Origin of the sequence: Nonomuraea sp. NPDC050790 (genome assembly GCF_044456745.1) — a bacterium.
In the GTDB taxonomy this organism is placed as follows: Bacteria; Actinomycetota; Actinomycetes; order Streptosporangiales; family Streptosporangiaceae; genus Nonomuraea.
Window position 1 is genome coordinate 128,974 of the sequence record NZ_JBITGF010000011.1, and the last position, 19,384, is coordinate 148,357.

Annotated in this window: 14 protein-coding genes; 9 read left to right on the forward strand and 5 right to left on the reverse strand. The window is 72.1% G+C overall.

Annotation, left to right across the window (positions count from 1 at the left end):
• Nucleotides 1-68: 68 nt before the first annotated feature.
• Nucleotides 69-2,702, forward strand: coding sequence for a BTAD domain-containing putative transcriptional regulator (locus ACIBEJ_RS43205; protein ID WP_397188773.1), 2,634 nt, complete (start codon nucleotides 69-71; stop codon nucleotides 2,700-2,702).
• Here the strand turns inward: ACIBEJ_RS43205 and ACIBEJ_RS43210 are convergent.
• A complete protein-coding gene (locus ACIBEJ_RS43210) occupies nucleotides 2,699-3,208 on the reverse strand; it encodes a GNAT family N-acetyltransferase (protein ID WP_397188774.1) in 510 nt (169 codons plus the stop codon). The two genes, ACIBEJ_RS43205 and ACIBEJ_RS43210, sit on opposite strands and share 4 nt — an antisense overlap.
• A gap of 2 nt (nucleotides 3,209-3,210) precedes the next feature.
• Nucleotides 3,211-4,542 (reverse strand): NERD domain-containing protein kinase family protein, encoded by a 1,332-nt coding sequence (locus tag ACIBEJ_RS43215; protein ID WP_397188775.1) that lies wholly within the window; start codon nucleotides 4,540-4,542, stop codon nucleotides 3,211-3,213.
• A gap of 335 nt (nucleotides 4,543-4,877) precedes the next feature.
• On the opposite strand from ACIBEJ_RS43215, the gene ACIBEJ_RS43220 reads away from it, so the two are divergent.
• The 6 genes from ACIBEJ_RS43220 (at nucleotide 4,878) to ACIBEJ_RS43245 (ending at nucleotide 9,905) form a co-directional block, all read left to right on the forward strand.
• Nucleotides 4,878-5,504: a type 1 glutamine amidotransferase family protein gene (locus ACIBEJ_RS43220; RefSeq protein ID WP_397188776.1), complete on the forward strand. Its 627-nt coding sequence runs from the start codon at nucleotides 4,878-4,880 to the stop codon at nucleotides 5,502-5,504.
• Nucleotides 5,501-5,944, forward strand: coding sequence for a MarR family winged helix-turn-helix transcriptional regulator (locus ACIBEJ_RS43225; RefSeq protein ID WP_397188777.1), 444 nt, complete (start codon nucleotides 5,501-5,503; stop codon nucleotides 5,942-5,944). Before ACIBEJ_RS43220 ends, ACIBEJ_RS43225 begins: the two co-directional genes overlap by 4 nt.
• Before the next feature lie 135 nt (nucleotides 5,945-6,079).
• Entirely contained in the window at nucleotides 6,080-6,682 is a 603-nt protein-coding gene (locus ACIBEJ_RS43230; protein ID WP_397188778.1) for a TetR/AcrR family transcriptional regulator, read from the forward strand.
• A 185-nt stretch (nucleotides 6,683-6,867) separates the two neighbouring features.
• Nucleotides 6,868-8,115: an MFS transporter gene (locus ACIBEJ_RS43235; protein ID WP_397188779.1), complete on the forward strand. Its 1,248-nt coding sequence runs from the start codon at nucleotides 6,868-6,870 to the stop codon at nucleotides 8,113-8,115.
• Nucleotides 8,112-9,509 (forward strand): pyridoxal phosphate-dependent decarboxylase family protein, encoded by a 1,398-nt coding sequence (locus ACIBEJ_RS43240; protein ID WP_397188780.1) that lies wholly within the window; start codon nucleotides 8,112-8,114, stop codon nucleotides 9,507-9,509. Before ACIBEJ_RS43235 ends, ACIBEJ_RS43240 begins: the two co-directional genes overlap by 4 nt.
• 12 nt (nucleotides 9,510-9,521) lie before the next feature.
• On the forward strand, nucleotides 9,522-9,905 hold the full coding sequence (locus tag ACIBEJ_RS43245) for a YchJ family protein (RefSeq protein ID WP_397188781.1): 384 nt from the start codon (nucleotides 9,522-9,524) through the stop codon (nucleotides 9,903-9,905).
• 4 nt (nucleotides 9,906-9,909) lie between these two features.
• Here ACIBEJ_RS43245 and ACIBEJ_RS43250 read toward each other — a convergent pair whose 3' ends face one another.
• Complete coding sequence (locus ACIBEJ_RS43250; RefSeq protein ID WP_397188782.1) at nucleotides 9,910-13,107, reverse strand: GH92 family glycosyl hydrolase; 3,198 nt, start codon at nucleotides 13,105-13,107, stop codon at nucleotides 9,910-9,912.
• Nucleotides 13,108-13,283: 176 nt separating this feature from the next.
• Between ACIBEJ_RS43250 and ACIBEJ_RS43255 the strand changes: the two genes are divergently transcribed.
• Nucleotides 13,284-14,684: an acyl-CoA carboxylase subunit beta gene (locus ACIBEJ_RS43255; protein WP_397188783.1), complete on the forward strand. Its 1,401-nt coding sequence runs from the start codon at nucleotides 13,284-13,286 to the stop codon at nucleotides 14,682-14,684.
• Nucleotides 14,685-14,696: 12 nt separating this feature from the next.
• Entirely contained in the window at nucleotides 14,697-14,906 is a 210-nt protein-coding gene (locus tag ACIBEJ_RS43260) for a DUF5988 family protein (protein ID WP_397188784.1), read from the forward strand.
• A gap of 7 nt (nucleotides 14,907-14,913) precedes the next feature.
• Here ACIBEJ_RS43260 and ACIBEJ_RS43265 read toward each other — a convergent pair whose 3' ends face one another.
• Together ACIBEJ_RS43265 and ACIBEJ_RS43270 are read right to left on the reverse strand one after the other, a co-directional pair.
• On the reverse strand, nucleotides 14,914-17,631 hold the full coding sequence (locus tag ACIBEJ_RS43265; RefSeq protein ID WP_397188785.1) for an AAA family ATPase: 2,718 nt from the start codon (nucleotides 17,629-17,631) through the stop codon (nucleotides 14,914-14,916).
• 15 nt (nucleotides 17,632-17,646) lie between these two features.
• Nucleotides 17,647-19,380 carry a 2-isopropylmalate synthase gene (locus tag ACIBEJ_RS43270; RefSeq protein ID WP_397188786.1) on the reverse strand — a complete coding sequence of 578 codons (1,734 nt, stop codon included), beginning with the start codon at nucleotides 19,378-19,380 and terminating at the stop codon, nucleotides 17,647-17,649.
• Nucleotides 19,381-19,384 lie beyond the last annotated feature (4 nt).

Consider the following 19,384-nt stretch of genomic DNA (forward strand, 5'->3'; position numbering starts at 1 on the left):
AAGGGCTGTCAGGTCTCCATAAAGGAGCGGATGCGGTCATGTCGGTCACTTTTCATGTGCTCGGACCGTTGGAAGTCAGGTCCACCGGCGACCCCGTGCGGGTCTCCGGCAAGAAGCCCCGCATGCTGCTCGCCACCCTCCTGCTGAACGCGGGACACGTGGTGGGCGCCGACCAACTCGTCGAGATCCTCTGGCCGGAGCGTCCGCCGCGCTCGGCCCAGGCCAACATCCGCACCTACGTCAGCTCCTTACGCACCGACCTCGGCGGCGGCCACCTGCGCGGCGACGGCAGCGGCTACGCCATCGACGTGCCCGACGGCGCGCTCGACCTGCTCGTGTTCGAGGACCTGGTGAACCGCGGCGACTTCGCGGGCGCGCTCGCGCTCTGGCGCGGCGCGCCGCTGGCCGACCTGCCCGGCAGCCCCCTTTGGGACCGCCGCCTCGAACCCCTCCTGGAGGTACGGCTGCGCGCCGCCGAGAACCTCATCGCCCACCGCCTGGAGAGCGGCGACCACTCCGGCGCCATCACGCTGCTGAGAAGCCTGCTCGCCGAGCACCCCTACCGCGAGGACCTGTGGCGCCAACTCCTGCTGACCCTGCACCGCGGCGGCAGGAAGGCGGAGGCGCTCAAGGCGTACGGGCAGATCCGGGCCCAGCTCGTCGACGAGCTCGGCGTCGAGCCGGGCGCCGACCTGCGCCGGGCCCACGAGACGATCCTCGCCGACGAGAGCGCGCCCGCCGTGCCACGGCAACTGCCGCCGGACGTGCCGGACTTCACCGGGCGGGACGGGCAGCTCGCCGGCCTGGCCGCGCCGTTCGGGGTGGCGATCGTGTCGGGGCCGCCGGGGGCGGGCAAGACCGCGCTGGCCGTACGCGCCGGGCACGCGCTGCGGGAACGGTATCCGGCCGGGCAGCTCTACCTCGACCTGGCCGGAAGGGAGCCCGGCGACGTGCTCGCCGAGATGCTGCGCGCGCTCGGGGTCGAGACGCCGCCGCCCACGGCGCACGAGCGCTCGGCGCTGCTGCGCACGGTCCTGGCCGAGCGGCCGATGCTCATCCTGCTCGACGACGCCGACGGGGCCGACCAGATCCGGCCGCTGCTGCCAGGGAACGGCTGCGCGGTGATCGTGACCAGCCGCGGGAAGATCACCGGACTGCCCGGCGCCCTCCAGCTCGACCTCGGCGAGCTGCCGCCCGCCGACGCGCTGCGCCTGCTCGGCAGGATCGCGGGCGCCGACCGGGTCGCCAGGGAGCCGCAGGCCGCCCGCGCGATCGTGGCCGCCTGCGGCGGGCTGCCGCTGGCCGTGCGCAGTGCCGGGGCGCGGCTGGCCGCCCGGCCCGGGTGGTCGCTGGCCGTACTGAGGGAAAGGCTGGAGGAGGACCTGCTCGGCGAGCTCAAGGAGGTGCGCGCCAGCCTCGACCGCAGCTACGCGGCGCTGCCGGAGGAGGCGGCGCGCACCCTCGGCACGCTCGGCCTGCTCGGCGGGCAGGCACAGCCCGGCTGGGTGGTCGGCGCGGTGCTCGACCGCCCGCGCGCCGACGACGTGACCGACCTGCTCGTGGACGCCAACCTGCTCAGGCTCGTCGGCACCGACCCCGTCGGCCAGCCGCGCTACGCGGTGCCCGGCATCATCGGCGCCCACGCCCTCCAGCGGCACGCCGACCCCGACGCGCTCGGCCGGGTGCTGGCGGCGTGGACGGCCACCACCGAGCACGCCATGACCCGCCTGCCCACCGTCGTCTTCAGCCTCACCTCCGACCGGGCGCCGCGCTGGCAACTGCCCGCCCGCACGCTCGACCGGCTGACTGCCGACCCGGCCGGGTGGTTCGAGGCCGAGCACGACACCCTGGTCGGCGCGGTGCGCGTGGCCGCCGAGGCCGGTCTCGCGACCTCCGCGTGGGGGCTGGCCGCCGCGATGGTCCCCTACTTCGACTTGCACTGCCACTTTGACGCCTGGTCCCGCACGCACGCGCTCGCCCTCGACGCCGCGCGCTCCTCAGGCGACAGGTACGGCGAGGCCGCCATGCTCAGGGGCCTGGCCCAGGTCAGCCTCTACCAGGACAGGTACGAGGAGTCCGCGGGCCGGTTCACCCGCGCCCGCCGCATCTTCCGCGAACTCGGCGACACCAGGGCCGAGGCCACCACGCTGTGCGGCCTCGGCGCCGTCCGGCAGTTCCGCGGCGACACGGCCAAGGCGCTCGGCCACTACCGGCGGGCGCTGGCGATGTTCCTGGCCGCCGGGGACCAGAACGGCGAGGCGTTCGTCCGCCAGGCCATCGGCCGCCTCTGCCTCAGGAACGGCGACCTGGCCAAGGCCGGCAAATGGCTCAACCAGGCCATGCGGCTGGCCCAGGAACTCGGCGACTCCCACCGGGAAGGCTGCGTCAGCCTGCAGATCGGCCGGTTACAGCAGGCCGTCTCCTTCCACCGGCACGCCCTGGACATCTTCGAGACGCTCGGCGACCGGCACTGCGGCGCGTACGCCATGCAGAGCCTCGCCGGGCTCCAGGTGGCACGCGGCGAATGGGCGCCGGCCTCCGCCGGTCTCGAACGCTCACTGGAGGTCTTCCAGGAACTCGGCGACCGGAGCGGCGAGGCGCAGACCACCGAGATGCTCGGCGAACTGCACCGCTCGGCCGGACGCACCCATCTCGCCAACGACTACCTGGAGCACGCGAGCACGCTGCGCCGCAGCCTCTAGTTGAGGTCCGCGCGCAGGATGCTGTACAGCACCCCGTCCTGCCAGTGACCGGCACGGAAGCCGATGCCCCGCAGGACCCCCTCCTTCGTGAACCCGGCCTTCTCCAGCGCCCGCTGCTCGGCCAGGTTGGACAGCTCGGTGGCGGCCTGGATCCGGTTCACCGTCGAGTGGTCGAACAGGTATCTGACCAGCAGCCGCTGGGCGTCGGTGCCGTAGCCCCGGCCGCGGAACGCGGGAGCGACGATGAGGCCCATCTCGTAGCAGTAGGCGACCCTGCTGGTCGGCTGCTTGTGCCAGGACACGAATCCGGCCCGTTCGTCGGCTCTCGCGATGATCAGGTAGCCGCCCTCGTCGTTGAGGAAGCCGTTCTCCTCCCAGCGGCGGCGGTGGTGGTGCGGGTCGTGCCAGCCGTACCACTGGTGGGCGCCCGAGCCCTCCAGGTCGTTGGTCAGCAGATTGAGGAAGGGTAGGTCGTCTTCGCGCACAGGACGCAGTGAAACATCCATGATCAAGACAGTACGCGGCGGAAGAGGCGCCTGAGACGGGATTCCTGACGAATGCCTTCGAGGGAGGCCAGGCTGTCCGCGGCGGTGGGCCGCCTGGCCGGAGCGTCGTCGAGCATCCTGGTCACGACGCCGGGGATCTCCTGGTCCTTGGCGTCCCGGTCGTCGGGCAGGCCGCCGGTCAGGAGCTGGTAGGCGATCACACCCGCCGCGTACACGTCGGAGGACGGGGTCATGCGGTCCGGGCTCTCCTGGCACTCGGGGGCGACGTAGTGCATGTCGAGGACGTTGCCCAGCTCGTGGGCGACCGTGTACGCGCGGGCGCCCGGCTTGGCGTAGTCGAAGCCCGTCAGCACCGCGTGGCCCTCGTCCGTCACCAGCACGCTGGCCGGGGTCAGGGCGCGGTGGATGACGCCGTTGGCATGGGCGTGGGCCAGGCCGCGGAGCATGTCCTGGATGACGGTGAGGCGGGCGCTCTGCCGTACGTGGAGGGCCTGGCCGTGCACGTCGTCCAGGACCAGGACGAAGCGGCTCTCGTCGTCGATGGCGAAGAAGTCGCGGGAACGGACCACGTTCGGGTGGGGCGGGATGCGGGTCAGCGACTGGTAGGCGTTGGCGATGCGCTGGCGTTCGGCGACGCGGCTCTGCTGGTCGGCCAGCGGGTCGGCCTGGTAGACGCGGAGCAGGACCGTCTCGCTGCCGGGGAGGGTGGCGTTGAAGGCGCGGTACTCCGTGACCTTGGCGTCGCCGCCCAACTGCTCCTCCACCTCCCAGTTGCCGAACCTGGGCGGGGCGGTGCTGCGCCGTACCGACTGGTGGAGGGCGTCCAGGATCGCGGTCAGATAGGGGCGCACGTCGGGGCTGCCGCCGCGGCGCACCCTGGACACGTCGGCCAGCGTGGGGATGAGGGTGTCGAGGTGGGCGACGTTGACGGCGTCGCGGCCCGAGGGGTCGGTGAGCTCGGCGTCGGGGGAGGTCAGGACCACTAGGCTGTCGACGTAGACGCGTTCGAGCCTGCGGTGGGCGTCGACCAGCAGGCCCTTCAGTGCCCTGGCGGTGCCTCTGAGCTTGGTGACCGGCGACCCTACGGCGCCGCCGCGCTGGGGGAACCAGCGTCCGCCCGAGACCTCGATCCGGCCCCGGGTGCCCTTGACGTCGACGACCACGAGGGAGTGGGGGGTGAGGACGATCAGGTCCACCTCGAACAGGTCGTCGCCTCTGGGGACTTCGACGTTGTGCAGCAGGAGCCAGTCGGCTGGGGCTTGGTCGCGTAGGTGGGCGATCACCCTTCGTTCGGCGTCGTTGACCGGAATGCCTCCGCCGACGATCTCTGCCATGCACGCCATCCTCGCACGCCCCCACCCACCCCAACCCCTCCCGCGTTTGCCGCCAAGCCACGGCGACACGCCACCTCCGCCCGCGCCACGTCACCGCTACGCCCGCCCGCGTCGCGCTCCGATCCTGGGGCCACACTCAGCCCCTGCCTCACGTCACCCGCCTTCCAGGTCACGCCCTGACTTGCCAGGAACTCCTGGCCCACGCCCGGACTTTGCCAGGCGCCCTTGGCCACGCTTTCCGCCTACACGCGGCCCCTGTGCAGGGCGCGGGGTTGTGGGGTGGGGGTTGCCTTGGAGGTGTTGACAGCATGCTGTCGTAATGACAGAATACTGTCATGAGCAAAACAGTTCACCACGCCGTGTACAGCACCCTCGCCGACTGGGAGACCGGGCACGCCACCACCCACCTCCGCAACGGTGTGTGGCACCGCGAGCCCGGCGGCTTCGAGATCGTCGTGGTCGGTGAGACCCTCGACCCGATCACCACCGCGGGCGGCCTGCGGATCGTGCCCGACATCACGCTCGACCAGCTCTCTCCCCAGGACAGCGCGCTGCTGATCCTGCCCGGCGCCGACACGTGGGTGAGCGGGGAGCTCGACGGGTTCGGGCGCAAGGCCAAGGAGTTCGTGGCGGCGGGCGTGCCGGTCGCGGGCATCTGCGGGGCGACGGTGGGGCTGGCCAGGCAGGGGCTGCTGGACGATCGCGCGCACACCAGCAACGTGCTGGAGTTCCTGACCGCGACGGTTCCCGGCTACAAGGGCGCGGAGCGGTACGTCGAGGCCGACGCCGTGACCGACGGCGACGTGATCACGGCCGGTGCGACCGAGCCCGAGGCGTTCGCCCGCGAGATCTTCACCCGGCTGAACGTCTACACGCCCGAGGTGCTGGAGGCGTGGTTCCGGCTGTTCAAGCACAGTGACAGCTCGGCGTTCGCGGCGCTTGAGGCGGCCGGGCAGTCATGACCGAGGAGGCTGACCTGCTGTCCGGCAGCGCGATCACCTCGTTCCGGCTCAACGGCCAGTTCCTCGCGATCGCCGAGGAACTGGCCCGCCCGGCCGGGCTGACCGCCGCCTGGTGGCAGGTGCTCGGCGCGGTGCTGCGTGAACCGCTTCCGGTGGCGGGCATCGCGCGCGCCATGGGCATCACGCGGCAGAGCGTCCAGCGCATAGCGGACCTTCTGGTGGAGAAGGGCTTGGCCGAGTACCTGCCCAACCCGGCCCATCGCCGCGCGAAGCTCCTCCACCCCACCCCCGAGGGCTACTCCGCCGTACGCCGCATCGGCCCCGCCCACCAGGAGATGGCCAAGCGGATCGCGGACGCCCTCGGCGACGACTGGCCCGCCTGCCTGGCCGCCCTGGAACGGCTCTCACAAGCCCTCGACACCCTCCCCAACTCCCGCTGACGACCAACGCCCACCCGGCTCGGGCTGACCCCGGAGGACGTGCGACCAAGGGGCGGACGACCCGACGAGGTGTGGGCGTGGAGAGGGCTCCATCAAGTGATTGACTGAGGGGTATGTCCGGAATATCGTGACGGGATGCATCCGCAGGAGAACATCGTCAAGGTGGCCACGCAGCTCTTCGCCGCGCTCGGCTACGACGGCACCTCCACCCGCCAGATCGCCGACGCGGCCGGGCTCAACATCGCGACCGTGAACTACCACGTGGGCGGCAAGCGCGAGCTCTACCTCACCGTCATGGAACGCGCCCACACCGCCGAACGCGCTGCTCTGGAGGCGTCGCTGGCTCGGCTGTCCGGTGCGGATCCGGTCGATGCCATTCACCGGCTCGTCGACGACTACCTCGACTTCTGCGTCGAGCATCCCGAGGTGCCCGCGCTGTGGATGCACCGCTGGTTGTCCGACGCCAGTGATCTGACCGACCTGGAGCGTCAGTACGTACGCCCGCTCGTCGACGCGGTCACCCGTGCCCTGGAGCCCGCCGTCACGGCTGGGGTGATCGGCCCGGGGGTGGACGTGGAGATGGCCATGTGGTCGGTCATCTGGTGTGTGCACGGGTTCGCCAAGGGTGGTGTCCTGGACGCCGAGGGCGAGCGCAGGGGCGCGGGTGACCGGGTGGCGTTGCGCCGCTTCCGCACCCACCTCCACCAGACCGTCCACCGCACCCTCGCCCTCCCATGACCGACCAAGAACAAACCCACCCGAACGGAGCCACACCGAGCAGCCAGGCTCCGGAGCGCGTCAGCTCGGATGACGAGAGCCCGGAAGGCCCGGACGGTGCGGGCTCGGTGCGGGGCGGCCTGGGTGGTGGGGGGCTTGGGTGGGGGAGGTTGCTGGGGTATGGGGTGGGGTCGGTTGGGACGGGGGTGTTTTCGGCGGTTCCCGGGCTCCTGCTGCTCTACTACCTCACCGACGTCCTCGCCGTCCCCGCCGCCCTCGCCGGCGCCGTGCTGGTGGCGCCCAAGATCTGGGACGTCCTGCTCAACCCCCTGATCGGCGCGGCCAGCGACCGGGAGGCCGTCCGCACGGGCCGCAGGACCAAGCTGCTGCTGACCGGCGCGATCGCGCTGCCCGTCGCCTTCGCGCTGATGTTCGCCGTCCCGGTCCAAGGCGCCGCGAACGCCGTGACCTGGGCAGGAGGAGCGTTCCTCCTGGCCGCCACCGCGTTCGCGTGTTTCCAGGTGCCCTACGTCGCGCTGCCCGCCGAGATGGCGGACGACCAGCGCGGCCGTACCAGGATCATGTCCTGGCGCGTGGTCTGCCTGACCGCCGGCATCCTGGTCGCCGGCGGGCTGGCACCGGCGGTGGTGGAGGGGGCGGGCGGCGGCCGGGCCGGATACGCGTTCATGGGGCTCTCGGTGGGCGCGGTCATGGCGGCGGCGCTGGTCGCGGCGGCACTGGGCACGCGCTGGGTCGTCTCGCGGCCGGGTCCGCACCAGCTCGGGCCGGTGGCCGCGTTCCGGCTGGCGCGGGGGAACCGGCCGTTCTTCGCGCTGCTGGCCGCCTTCGTGACGCAGGCGCTCGCGGTCGCGGTGATGCTGGCCGGGGCGCCGTACGTGGCCGCGCACCGGCTGGGCGACTACGGCCTGACCTCGGTGATGTTCGTCTGCCTGGTCGGTCCGAGCCTGCTGGCCGTGCCGGGCTGGTCGAGGCTGGCCCGCGCCTACGGCCACGTGCGCTGCTACTTCGCCGCCACCCTGGGATTCGGGCTGGCGGCGCTCGGGCTGGTCCCGGCGATCGCGGCCCGCTCGCTGCCCGCCACGCTGGCGCTGACCGCCCTGGCCGGGCTCTGCTACGCCGGGCTGCAACTGCTGCCGCTCTCGCTCCTGCCCGACACCGTGCACGCCGACGCCGTCCGCACCGGCCACGCGCAGGCGGGCGCGTTCACCGGGCTGTGGACCGCCGGGGAGACGGCGGGACTGGCCCTCGGTCCCGGCCTGTTCGCCGCGGTGCTGGCGCTGTCGGGTTTCGCCTCCGCCTCCGCCGCGCAGACCGGCCCGGCGCTGACGGGCATGCTGCTCGGCTTCACCGGGCTGCCGGCCGCCCTCATGCTGCTCAGCCTGCCCCTCATCAGCCGGTACGGCCGGCTCGCCGTACAGAAGGAGACCGTGTGAGGACCGCCGAGGAACTGCTGGCCGAGATCGCCGAGCTGAGGCGGCACGACCTGCCGGTGCGCGGCGGCCAGGTGACCGCCTACGTCTACGACACCGGCAGGCCGGAGGTGCACGAGGCCGCGGCCCGCGCCTACTTCGAGATGCTGGAGGTCAACACCCTCGACCCGACGGCCTTCCCGAGCGTGGTGGAGATGGAGAAGCAGGTCGTCGGCGAGGTGGCGGCGGTGCTCGGCGGCGGGCACGGGATCTTCACCAGCGGCGGCACCGAGTCGATCATGCTGGCGGTCAAGGCGGCGCGGGACGCGGCGGGTCGGGCGCGGCCGAACCTGGTGGCGCCGGTGACCGCGCATCCGGCCTTCCACAAGGCGGCGCACTACCTGGGCCTGCAGGTCAGGGCGGTGCCGGTGGACCTGGAGACGTTCAGGGTGGCGGCGGCGGCCGTACAGGCGGAGATCGACGAGGACACGGTGCTGGTGGTGGCGTCGGCGCCGTCGTATCCGCAGGGGGTGGTCGACCCGGTGGCGGAGGTCGCGGCGGTGGCGGCCGCGGCGGGCGTGCCCTGTCACGTGGACGCGTGCGTGGGCGGGTGGCTGCTGCCGTGGCTGCGGGAGGCGGGGGCGGAGGTGCCGCCGTTCGACCTGTCGGTGCCGGGGGTCACGTCGATCTCGTGCGACCTGCACAAGTTCGGGTACGCGCCGAAGGGCGCCTCGGTGGTGCTGTTCGCCGATCCGGCGATGCGCAGGAAGGCGTACTTCGCCTCGGCGGCCTGGCCGGGATACACGGTGATCAACGCGAGCGTGCAGAGCTCGAAGTCGGCGGGTCCGCTCGGCGGCGCGTGGGCGACGTTGCGGGCGCTGGGTCACGAGGGCTACCGGGAGCTGGGGCGGGACACGCTGGAGGCGGCGCGGCGGCTGCGCGAGGGTCTGGCCGCGATCCCGGGGCTGCGGGTGCTGGGCGACCCGGCCGGGTCGCTGATCGCGTTCACGTCCGCCGAGATCGACGTCTTCGTGCTGGCCGACGAGGCGCGGGCGCGCGGGTGGTTCATCCAGCCGCAGCTCTCGTACGCCGGAATCCCCGCCAACCTGCACATCACGGTCACCGGCGCCACGCTCAAGGGCGTGGACGCGATGCTCCAGGTGATCGCGGAGTCCGCCGAGGCGGCCAGGGAACGCGGTCCCGCACAGGTCCCGGACGGGCTGGTCGAGATGGTGGCGGGGCTGGACCTGGACGCGCTCGGCGACCGGGAGTTCGGCGAGCTGGCGGCGGCGGTCGGGGTGGATCTCGGCGGCGCGGGCCAGCCGGGGATGGCCGTGGTCAACAGCATCCTGGACGCGCTGCCCGCGGCCAAGCGGGAGGAGATCCTGGTCAGGTTCCTGGCGGTCCTCTACACCTGACACGATGGGCCCATGGCCAAGCGTCCCTGTCCCTGCGGGCTGCCCGCGCCGTACGACGAGTGCTGCGGGAAGCTGCACCGCGGCCAGGCGCGGGCGGTGACGGCCGAGCAGCTCATGCGCTCGCGCTACAGCGCCTTCGCCGTGGGCGACTCCGCCTACCTGTTGAAAACCTGGCATCCGCGCACCCGCCCCGGCCGGGTGGACATCGAGCGCGGGCTGCGCTGGGAGCGCCTGGAGATCGTCGCGACCCAGGCGGGCAGCGCGATCCACACCGAGGGGACCGTGGAGTTCCGCGCCCACTACACCCACGCGGGCGTCGCGGGCCAGACGCACGAGGTGAGCAGGTTCGTCAGAGAGGGCGGCGCCTGGGTCTACCTGGACGCCGCCCCCTCCTAGCCACCTAGGCGAACGCCCAGGTGAACAGGTGCATGGCGCCTTCGGGAACGGGTCCGAAGGTCAGGCTGCGCACCTGCTTCGACGGGTCCAGCGCGATCGGCTGGGCGGCGAACAGGTACGACGGGATCGGCTGGAACGCCCACGAACCGCCGAACAGCCGGTTGGGGAGCTTGGCCACGATCTCGTTGCCGTGCTGCGGCTCGGCGCTGCTGAAGTCCAGGATCCAGTCGCTGAAGCCCAGCTTGCCGCTGCCGGTGCTGCCGTCGGTGTAGGTGATCGTCACGTCCACCTCGGGGTAGCCGAACGTGGCCGAGCCCAGGAAGGCCACCTTCGAGGCCCCGGGCGGCGCCTTCACCTCGACGGGACCGCTGCCCACCCGCAGGTGGTCCCACTCGCCCGGCTTGCGGTCCGGCCAGGTGAAGTTGAACTCCTTCCACTTGTACGGCTTGCCCGGCACGAACCCGTTGGCCTCCAGCCCCTCGTTGGAGTAGCTGAAGTTGAAGCCGTCGAGGTTGGCGATGCCCGGATGGTCGGGGTCGCCGATGCCGGCGCCGTTCTGCGCCCAGGCCACGGTGCCGCGCTCGGCGACGTTGAGCCGCAGCCCCGCGATCACGTCACCGGCGAGGATGTCCACCTCGTGGAACCCCTTCGCGGTGCCGGCGCTGACCGAGACGACCACCTTCTGCGTGGCCTTGCCGCCCGCGGGCACCCGCAGGATGCCGCTGGACGGGGTGACGGTGATCCCGGCCGGGGCCTTGGCCGTCCAGGCCACGTTCTGCGCCCGGCCGGCCGACTGCACGGCCAGTTCGCTGCTGAAGCTGCCGCCCGGCTGGACGGGCCCGCTGCCCGGGCTCAGCCCGGCCAGGTACGGCTTGACGCCGTCACCGAAGCTCGGCGGGGCGTTCCACGTCTCGCTGCCGAACTGGGTGTTGGCCGTGGCGCCGAGCGTGAAGTCCAGCCGCCCGCCCTGCTGCGCGAACGACTCGGGCAGCCATGCCTTGCCGGTGGCGACGCCGTTCACCTTGAGCGCCTGAACGTAGGGGTTGGCCGCCGCGCCGGGGGCGTTGACGGTGATCGCGCCCTGCGGCCTGGTGATCGTGACGCTGTCGAACAGCGGCGTGTTGACCATCAGCTCCGCCCGCCCGGGGATGGCGGGGTAGAGCCCCATGGCCGACCACACGTACCAGGAGCCCATGGCGCCCAGGTCGTCGTTGCCGACCAGCCCGTCCGGCCCCGACCGGAACAGCTCCTGCTGCACCCGCCGCACGAGCTCCTGCGTCCGGTACGGCCGGCCCGCCCACGCGTACAGCCACGGCGTGCCCAGCGACGGCTCGTTGCCCAGGTAGGCGAACGGCTCGTGCGGCCCGGCGTTGAGCTTCTTGAAGAAGCCGTCCAGCCGAGGCAGCACCTGCGCGTTGCCGCCCATGACGGTGAACAGCCCCTTCACGTTGTGCGGGACCATCCAGTGGTACTGCGCCCCGTTGCCCTCCACGTAGAGCTGCATGCTGGCCGGGTCGAACGGCGAGACGAACGAGCCGTCCTTGGCCCTCGGCTGGATCCAGGCGTTGGCCGGGTTGTAGAGGTTCTGCCAGTTCTGCGACCTGGCGGTGAACTCCTGCGCGATCTGCGTCTGCCCGAGCCTTGCGGCCAGTTGCGCGATGCCGAAGTCGGCGATCGTGTACTCCAGGGTGGTGGCGGGGTCGATCGGCACGTAGCCCTGGCCCATGTAGGCGGCGTTGCCGGGGCGCTCGTCGTAGCCGAGCAGCGGGCTGCCGATGTCCTGCGGGCCGACCCGCCTGGCCGCCTCGGCCATCGCGTGGACCGCCTTCTGGGCGTCGAAGTCGCGGGCGCCGAAGGCGTACATGCTGGCCAGGATGGAGTGGTAGGGGTCGCCGACCATGACGCCGGTGATCGCGATCTGGTGGGACCAGCGGTCCCAGACGTTGCCGACGGCCTGGGCGTTGTCGTACATCGACTGCGCGATGTCGGCGCCGACGGCCGGGTCGAGCAGGGCGATGAGCTGGACCTCGCTCCGGTAGATGTCCCAGCCCGAGAAGAGCGCGTAGTGGTGGCGGCCGGGCCGTACCTGCTTGGGCTTGTGGTCGAAGCCTGGGTACTGGCCGTCCACGTCGTCGCTGACGTGCGGCTGCAGCAGCGCGTGGTAGAGGTTGCTGTAGAAGGTGCGCTGGCGGTCCTCGCCGCCGCCGGTGACCCGGATCTGGCCGAGCCGCTTGTTCCAGGCGGCGAAGCCCTGGTCGCTGATCTGGTCGAGGCCCTGCGCGCCGACCTCGGCGGCGAGGTTCTTCCTGGCGCCGTCGAGGCTCACGTAGGACAGGCCCACGCGCATCTGGACCTTCTCGCCGGGGGCGAACTGCAGGTAGGCGCCTGAGCCCGGCCCGCTGGTGCCGACGTCGCCGTCGCCGACGGTCTCGGCGTTCGCGACCCGGGCGGGGCCGGTGTTCTTGACGCGGGCGGCGCCGGGGATGACGGCGTCGTCCTTCCACGTGCCGTACGCGGTGATGGGCCGGTCGAAGGTGGCGTGGAAGTAGACCTTGTAGCGCATGGGCGGGCCGCAGAAGCCGCCGGTCTGGATCCAGCCCTCGACGGTGTTGCCGCTGACCTTGGTCTCGCCGTCGTCGACGCCGTTGATGGAGCCGCTGGTGTTGAGCAGCACGGTGCCCGGCTTGCCGGTCGGGAAGGTGAAGCGGCCGACTCCGGCGCGGGTGGTGGCGGCCAGTTCGACGCCCACGCCGCTGTCGAGCGTGGCGGAATAGGAGCCCGGCCGGCCTTTCTCATTCTCGTGCTTGAACGTCTGGACGTAATCCCAGCCATTGGTGGCGGGGGAGCGGCCGATGACGCCGGAGAACGGCATGATCGGGAAATCCTGGGCGCCGTTGCAGCCCGGCCCGGAAATGTGCGTCATGGAGAATCCGCGCAGGCGGTTGTCCTCCCACGCGTATCCGCCGCCGGCCTCTCTGACGGTGTCTGGGCTCCATTGCATCATGCCGAACGGCAGGACGGCGCCGGGGAAGGTCATGCCTCCGCCGCCGCCGTGCCCGAAGTCAGGGGCGGCTTCCTTGGTGCCGTGGAAGACGTTGACCAGCGCGGCAGGGTCGGTCTGCGGGGTATGGGCGGTGGCCCCCGGCGGAACCGCCAGCGAGACCAGAAGCGCGGAGACGATCGGTAAGGACCATTGGGACACGTCAGTCCTCCAAAAGTGAGATCACGATATGGAAACGCCTATATAGGTGGCCGGTCAACGCGCAGAAAGGGCGGCAACAAGCTGTCATCGGCAACCGGGCATTAAGGGTTGGCAGGGCGTTGTGATCTTGGCACTTTTGCCATTAACCACTGCCGAGCGTCAGGAAATCTCCAGCGATGACAGTTCTGTCAGAACGAATCACTGATACGAGGGCGCCGTCGGTCCGCCTTTCCCGCCTGCTCGACACCGACACCGCCGTGCCGCTGCACGAGGAGGACGGCAGCGGCGTCACCGCAGTTCGCGGCCTGGTCGACGGGGCGCCCGTGGTGGCCTTCTGCACCGACGCCACCCTGAAGGGCGGCGCGCTCGGCGCGGAGGGAGCCCAGCACATCGTCGAGGCCATTGACGTCGCGGTGCTCCAGGGGTCCCCTGTGATCGGCCTCTGGCACTCCGGCGGCGCCAGGCTCGCCGACGGGGTGGAGTCGATGGACGGCGTGGGCCGCATGTTCGCCGCCATGACCAGGGCCTCGGGGGTGGTGCCGCAGATCTCCGTCGTCCTGGGCCCCGCAGCCGGCGCCGCCGCGTACGGCCCGGCCCTGACCGACGTGATCGTCATGACCGAGGACGCCCGCCTGTTCGTGACCGGCCCCGACATCGTCAGAACGGTCACCGGCGAGCAGATCGACATGGCCGGGCTCGGCGGTCCCGCCGCCCACGGCCCCAAGTCGGGCGTCGCCCACATCACGGTGTCCGACGAGGAGGAGGCCTACCGCAGGACCCGCCGCCTGGCCGGGTTCTTCACCCGGCACGGCGCCTTCGACTTCACCGAGCTGAGCGAGCCCAGGGACCTCGCCTCGCTGCTGCCCGACTCGCCGCGCCGCGCGTACGACGCCCGCAAGCTCGTGCGCGCCATCGTGGACGACGGCTTCGAGGAGCTGCAGCCCAAGTGGGCGGGCAACATGTGCACCGGTCTCGGCCGCCTCGGCGGGCGCACGGTCGGCGTGCTGGCCAACAACCCGCTGCGCAAGGGCGGCTGCCTCGACTCGCTGTCGGCCGAGAAGGCGTCCCGGTTCGTGCGCATGTGCGACTCGCTCGGCGTCCCCCTGCTCGTCCTGGTGGACGTGCCCGGCTACCTGCCCGGCGTCGACCAGGAGTGGGGCGGCGTGGTACGGCGCGGCGCCAAGCTCCTGCACGCCTTCGCCGAGTCCGTCGTCCCGCGCATCACGCTCATCACCCGCAAGTCCTACGGCGGCGCCTACATCGCCATGAACTCCCGCTCGCTCGGCGCCACGCGCGTCTTCGCCTGGCCGGGCTCCGAGGTGGCCGTCATGGGCGCCGAGGCCGCGGTCGGCATCCTGCACCGCAAGGTCCTGGCCGCGGCCCCCGAGGAGGCGCGGCCGGAGCTGCTGGCCCGCCTGACCGAGGAGCACCAGCGCGTGTCCGGCGGCGTGCAGCGGGCCCTGGCGATGGGCGCCGTGGACGAGGTCATCGCTCCGGAGACCACCCGGCTGCGCCTGGCCGAGGCTCTCGCCGAGGCGCCCCCGTCGAGAGGGCGCCACTCCAACATCCCCCTCTGAAAGGAGCCAGCCATGTCCCAGGTCAAGGTCATCCTGCTCGGCGGTCCGCCCCATCTGCCCGCCGACCGCCGCATCCAGCGGGTCGTCGCCGTCGAGGAGACGCTCAAGCTGCCGCTGGGCGCCGGCTACGAGCACTTCAGGCACGAGGGCGAGAACGCCTCCGTCGACGGCGAGGACCTGCCGGTCCTGCGCTGGGTCATGCACACCGCCATCGCGGAGTGAGACCCGCTCAGGTGTGCTCACGGGCCAGACTCGTCGGCAGGTCGGTGCGGCGGGTGACGCTGAGCTTGCGGAAGATCCGCGTGAGGTGCTGTTCCACGGTGCTGACCGTGATGAACAGCTTCCCGGAGATCTCGCGGTTGGTGAAGCCCTCCGCGGCCAGCGTCGCCACTCGCAGCTCGGCGTCGCTGAGCACCGGGCTCTCGCCGTGGTGCTCGGGCTCGGGCGCGGACTCGGTCCTGCGCCCGCGCGACAGGGCCCGGCTCAGCGGGGCGGCGTGGCAGGCTTCCGCGAGGACGCGGGCCCGCCGCCCGAGCATGCCCGCCCGGCGCGCCTCGCCCTTGGCGTGGTAGGCCTCGGTGAGGTCGAACAGCGCCCTGGCCAGCTCGTACCGGTCGCCGCACGACTGCAGCAGGTCGCTCGACTGCCGCAGGAGCATCGGCCGCGTACGCGGCTCGCTGACCGAGGCCAGCACCCGAAGCGCGATGCCGTGGACCCGGTTGGACCGGCCGCGGCAGCGGGTGAGCTGGTCGTCGATGAGCCGGCGGGCCTCCTCGCTCTGGCCGAGCTGGATGAGCGCCTCGGCGGCCTCCACGCGCCAGGGCAGGAAGCCGGGGACGTCCATCTCCCACTTGCGGATCAGCTCGCCGCAGTGCATGAAGTCGCGCAGCGCCTGCCTCGGCTGGTCGGCCGCGAGGTTGAAGCGGCCCCTGCCGTAGAGGTACTGCAGGCCGTAGCGGGTCTCCAGCATCGCGTCGGGCACCGGCTCGTCGAAGCGGGACAGGCACTCGTCCAGGCGGCCCATTGCGGAGCCGGCCAGCAGGAGCGTCCCGAGCGGGCTGCCGACCGCCACGCCCCAGCTTCCCGCGGGGATGATCTCCAGGGCGCGGGTGGCGTCCTGCGCGGCGGCGGACAGGTCGCCCCTGCGCAGCGCGATCTCGGCGCGGATGGCCGACAGCCGCGCCTGCCTGCTCGGCGCGCGGCGGGCCGCCGCCTCCTCGATGAAGGCGTCGCACCAGGGCGCGGCCTTGCCGAAGCGGTCGGTGTAGGTGAGCGTCAGCAGCGCGCTCTCGACCGTGTCCATGGACATCTCGTCCAGGTGCGAGCCGCGCAGGATCTGCTCGGCCGTGGCGATCGTCTCCTCCTTCGGGCCCTCGGCCAGCACGCCCGCCAGCGCCTCCGCCGACTCCATCCGGCGGCCCACCCGCAGCGACGAGGCGGCGCTGCCCGCCTGCTCGCGGGTCAGGCCGGGCAGGTGCCGCAGGAACGAGGGGTAGGTGCCGCGGAACCACGGCCTGGCCGCGGCCACCTCCGCCACCGCCTCCTGGTCGAGCCGGTCGGGCTCGGCGAGGTGGCCGAGCACCTCCTTGGCGTCGCCCGCGTGGCCGTGCCACAGCAGCGCCTTGGCCAGCACCACCGCGTCGGAGCCGCCCAGGTTGCCCTTGTGCAGGGCCCGGGTGAGCTCGGCGAGCTGGCCGGTCGGGGTGCTGGGGTCGATGCGCCACTTGGCGCGCACCAGCATGGTCGCGATCCTGGCCCGCCGCCGCTCGTCGTCGCAGGCCCGCGAGGCGAGCTTCAGGTACTCGATCGCGGTCTCCACGCCGTCGTCGCGCAGCGCGTGCGAGGCCGCCTCCTCCAGCACCGACAGCGCCCACGGCTCCTCGGCGTGCCCGGCCTTCAGCAGGTGCTGGGCCACCACGGCCACCGGCGCGCCCTCGTCGTAGGTGAGCTCGGCCGCCTGGCGGTGCAGGCCGACGCGCTCGGCGGGGTCCAGCTCGCCCAGCACGGCCGACCTGGCGCTCTCGTGCCGGAAGCGGCCCTCGTCCAGCAGGCCCACGCCGTCCAGGGCCATCAGCGCCTTGGCGGTGGCCGGCTCGCTCTCGCCCAGCAGCTTGCCCAGGCGCTCCGGCTCGCCCAGCACCGCCAGGCCCCTGGCCGCCACCAGCATGCGCAGGTCGGCCCGGTGCAGGCAGGCCAGGACGGCGTCGCCGTAGCGGGTGGCGGGGGCGCCGGTGTCCTGGAGGTCCTCCAGCAGCGCGTCGGCCAGCAGCCGGTTGCCGCCGCTGAGCTGGTGGCAGGTGACCGCGTGCCGTTCGGCGGCCTCGGCCCCGGCGCGCTCGGCCACCCGCTCGGCCACGCCCTCCGCCGACAGGTGGCCCAGGCGCACCGCGCGGCAGTGGGGCTGGCGCAGGACCTCGGTGTGGAAGAGGCTCTGCAGGTGCGGGCTGTGGTCGGCGGCGCTGAAGACCAGCATGATCTTGGCGAACCTGACCCGGCGCGCCAGGTAGGACAGGCACAGTTGCGAGCCCCGGTCGGCGTGGTGGACGTCGTCCACCATGATCACCAGCGGGCAGCGCTCCGACAGGTCGAGCAGGACCCTGGCCAGCGCGTCCACGACCTGGACGTCCATGTGCTCGATGGCCTCGGAGCGCGGGTCCATGCCGAGCTTGGCGCGGGTGTCCTCGCTGATCAGGCCGAGCGTGGTCTCCTGCTGCTCCTCCGTCAGCGGTGCGCTGTGGATGAGCTGGGACAGCACGCCCAGCGGCACCTCGGACTCGGCGCGGGAGCCGGTCGCGGTGAGCGGCAGCGCGCCCTGCTCGAAGACGCCTTCGGCGAAGCCGTACAGGAGCTTGCTCTTGCCGGTGGCGATGGCGCCGGTGACCATCGCGATCCGGCCCTTGCCGGATACCGTCTCGTCCAGCAGCGCACGCAGGGTGGCCAGTGACATCGCTTCTCCCCGTTCCTAGTGCCCCGCCGCGGCGACGCTCACGGCACGGCTGGTGTGGGTCTCGCGGACCAGGCGCGACCCGGCCGCCCTCACGGCCAGGAAGGCGGCGGTGGCGATGTCGGCGTCGATCCCGACGCCCCAGGCCACCTCGTCGCCGAGCGCGCACTCCGCGTAGATCACGGTCTCTTCTCGCGAGCAGCCGCCGAGCAGCCGCTGGTCGGGCGCGAGCTCCTCGTGGTCGAGGGAGCGGCCCGTACGGTGGACGACGCGCACCTGGATGCCCCAGGGACCGAGGAGCGCGCCGAGCGTCCTGAACGTGTCGGCCCGCGGGCCGCAGTGGTCGAAGGCCCCGTCCACGTACAGCGAGGCGGTGATGGGCGCGGGCCAGCCGGTCGTCGCGGCGACGTCCCCGTGGCACAGGTACTCCTGCGCGAACAGCGTCCCGATCAGGCTCGGCGACACCTCGCCGCCCATGGTGTCGGCGTGCGCCTGCACCTTGGCGGCCAGGTCGGACTGCAGGCCGCGGGGCAGGTTCATGCCGTGCCACGCGCTCATCACGTAGGCGACGCCGCCCTTGCCCGACTGGCTGTTGACGCGCACGACCGCCTCGTAGGTGCGGCCCACGTCCTTGGGGTCCACCGGCAGGTACGGCACCCGCCACGGCAGCTCACCGGCGGGCAGGTCACGCGCGACGGCCTGCCGTTCCAGCTCGTCGAAGCCCTTCTTGATGGCGTCCTGGTGGGAGCCGGAGAAGGCGGTGTAGACGAGGTCGCCGCCGTAGGGGTGGCGCGGGTGGACCGGGAGCTCGTTGCAGACCTCGACGGTGCGCCGGATCGCGCTGATGTCGGAGAAGTCGAGGCCGGGGTCGACGCCGTGGGCGTACATGTTCATGCCCAGCGTGACGAGGCAGACGTTGCCGGCCCGCTCGCCGTTGCCGAACAGGCAGCCCTCGACCCGCTGGGCCCCGGCGAGCAGGGCGAGCTCCGCCGAGGCGACGCCGGTGCCGCGGTCGTTGTGCGGGTGGACGGACAGGCACACGTGCTCGCGCCTGGACAGGTTGCGGCCGAGCCACTCGATCTGGTCGGCGAAGACGTTGGGCAGCGAGCGCTCGACCGTGGTCGGGAAGTTCAGGATGATCCCGCGGCCCTCGCCGGGCTGCCAGACGTCCATGACCGCCTCGCAGACCTCCAGCGAGAAGTCCAGCTCGGTCTCGTTGAACAGCTCGGGGGAGTACTGGAAGGCCACGTCGGTGCCGTGCAGCCGGCGCTCGGCGCCGTCCATCATCACCCGTGTGGCCCGCACGGCCATCTCCTTGCAGCCGTCGCGGTCCATGCCGAAGACGACCTCGCGGAAGACCGGGGAGGTGGCGTTGTAAATGTGGATCATCGCGCGCGGCGCGCCTTTGAGGCAGTCGACCGTCTGCTCGATGAGCTCCTCGCGGGCCTGGGTGAGCACGGTGATGCGGACGTCGTCGGGAATGCGGTCCTGCTCGATGAGCATGCGCACGAAGTCGTGGTCGCTCCTGCTGGCCACGGGAAAGCCGACCTCGATCTCCGTGAATCCCATATCCACCAGAAGCTCGAACATCATGAGCTTGCGCTCGGGGGTCATCGGATTGGCGAGAGACTGGTTGCCGTCGCGCAGATCGGTGGACAGCCAGCGCGGCGCGGTGCGAATTCGATTCCCGGGCCAGGTGCGGTCGACCAGGTCGATGGGCGTGAATCCGGCGTAACGCTCGACACCCTTCATCGGT

What these genes read in the sequence shown, in the direction of transcription:
- ACIBEJ_RS43220 (WP_397188776.1), top strand. Translation starts at nt 4,878, where the DNA reads ATGAGCAAAACAGTTCACCACGCCGTGTACAGCACCCTCGCCGACTGG.
- ACIBEJ_RS43210 (WP_397188774.1), bottom strand. Translation starts at nt 3,208, where the DNA reads ATGGATGTTTCACTGCGTCCTGTGCGCGAAGACGACCTACCCTTCCTC.
- ACIBEJ_RS43225 (WP_397188777.1), top strand. Translation starts at nt 5,501, where the DNA reads ATGACCGAGGAGGCTGACCTGCTGTCCGGCAGCGCGATCACCTCGTTC.
- ACIBEJ_RS43245 (WP_397188781.1), top strand. Translation starts at nt 9,522, where the DNA reads ATGGCCAAGCGTCCCTGTCCCTGCGGGCTGCCCGCGCCGTACGACGAG.
- ACIBEJ_RS43230 (WP_397188778.1), top strand. Translation starts at nt 6,080, where the DNA reads ATGCATCCGCAGGAGAACATCGTCAAGGTGGCCACGCAGCTCTTCGCC.
- ACIBEJ_RS43255 (WP_397188783.1), top strand. Translation starts at nt 13,284, where the DNA reads ATGACAGTTCTGTCAGAACGAATCACTGATACGAGGGCGCCGTCGGTC.
- ACIBEJ_RS43215 (WP_397188775.1), bottom strand. Translation starts at nt 4,542, where the DNA reads ATGGCAGAGATCGTCGGCGGAGGCATTCCGGTCAACGACGCCGAACGA.
- ACIBEJ_RS43265 (WP_397188785.1), bottom strand. Translation starts at nt 17,631, where the DNA reads ATGTCACTGGCCACCCTGCGTGCGCTGCTGGACGAGACGGTATCCGGC.
- ACIBEJ_RS43270 (WP_397188786.1), bottom strand. Translation starts at nt 19,380, where the DNA reads ATGAAGGGTGTCGAGCGTTACGCCGGATTCACGCCCATCGACCTGGTC.
- ACIBEJ_RS43260 (WP_397188784.1), top strand. Translation starts at nt 14,697, where the DNA reads ATGTCCCAGGTCAAGGTCATCCTGCTCGGCGGTCCGCCCCATCTGCCC.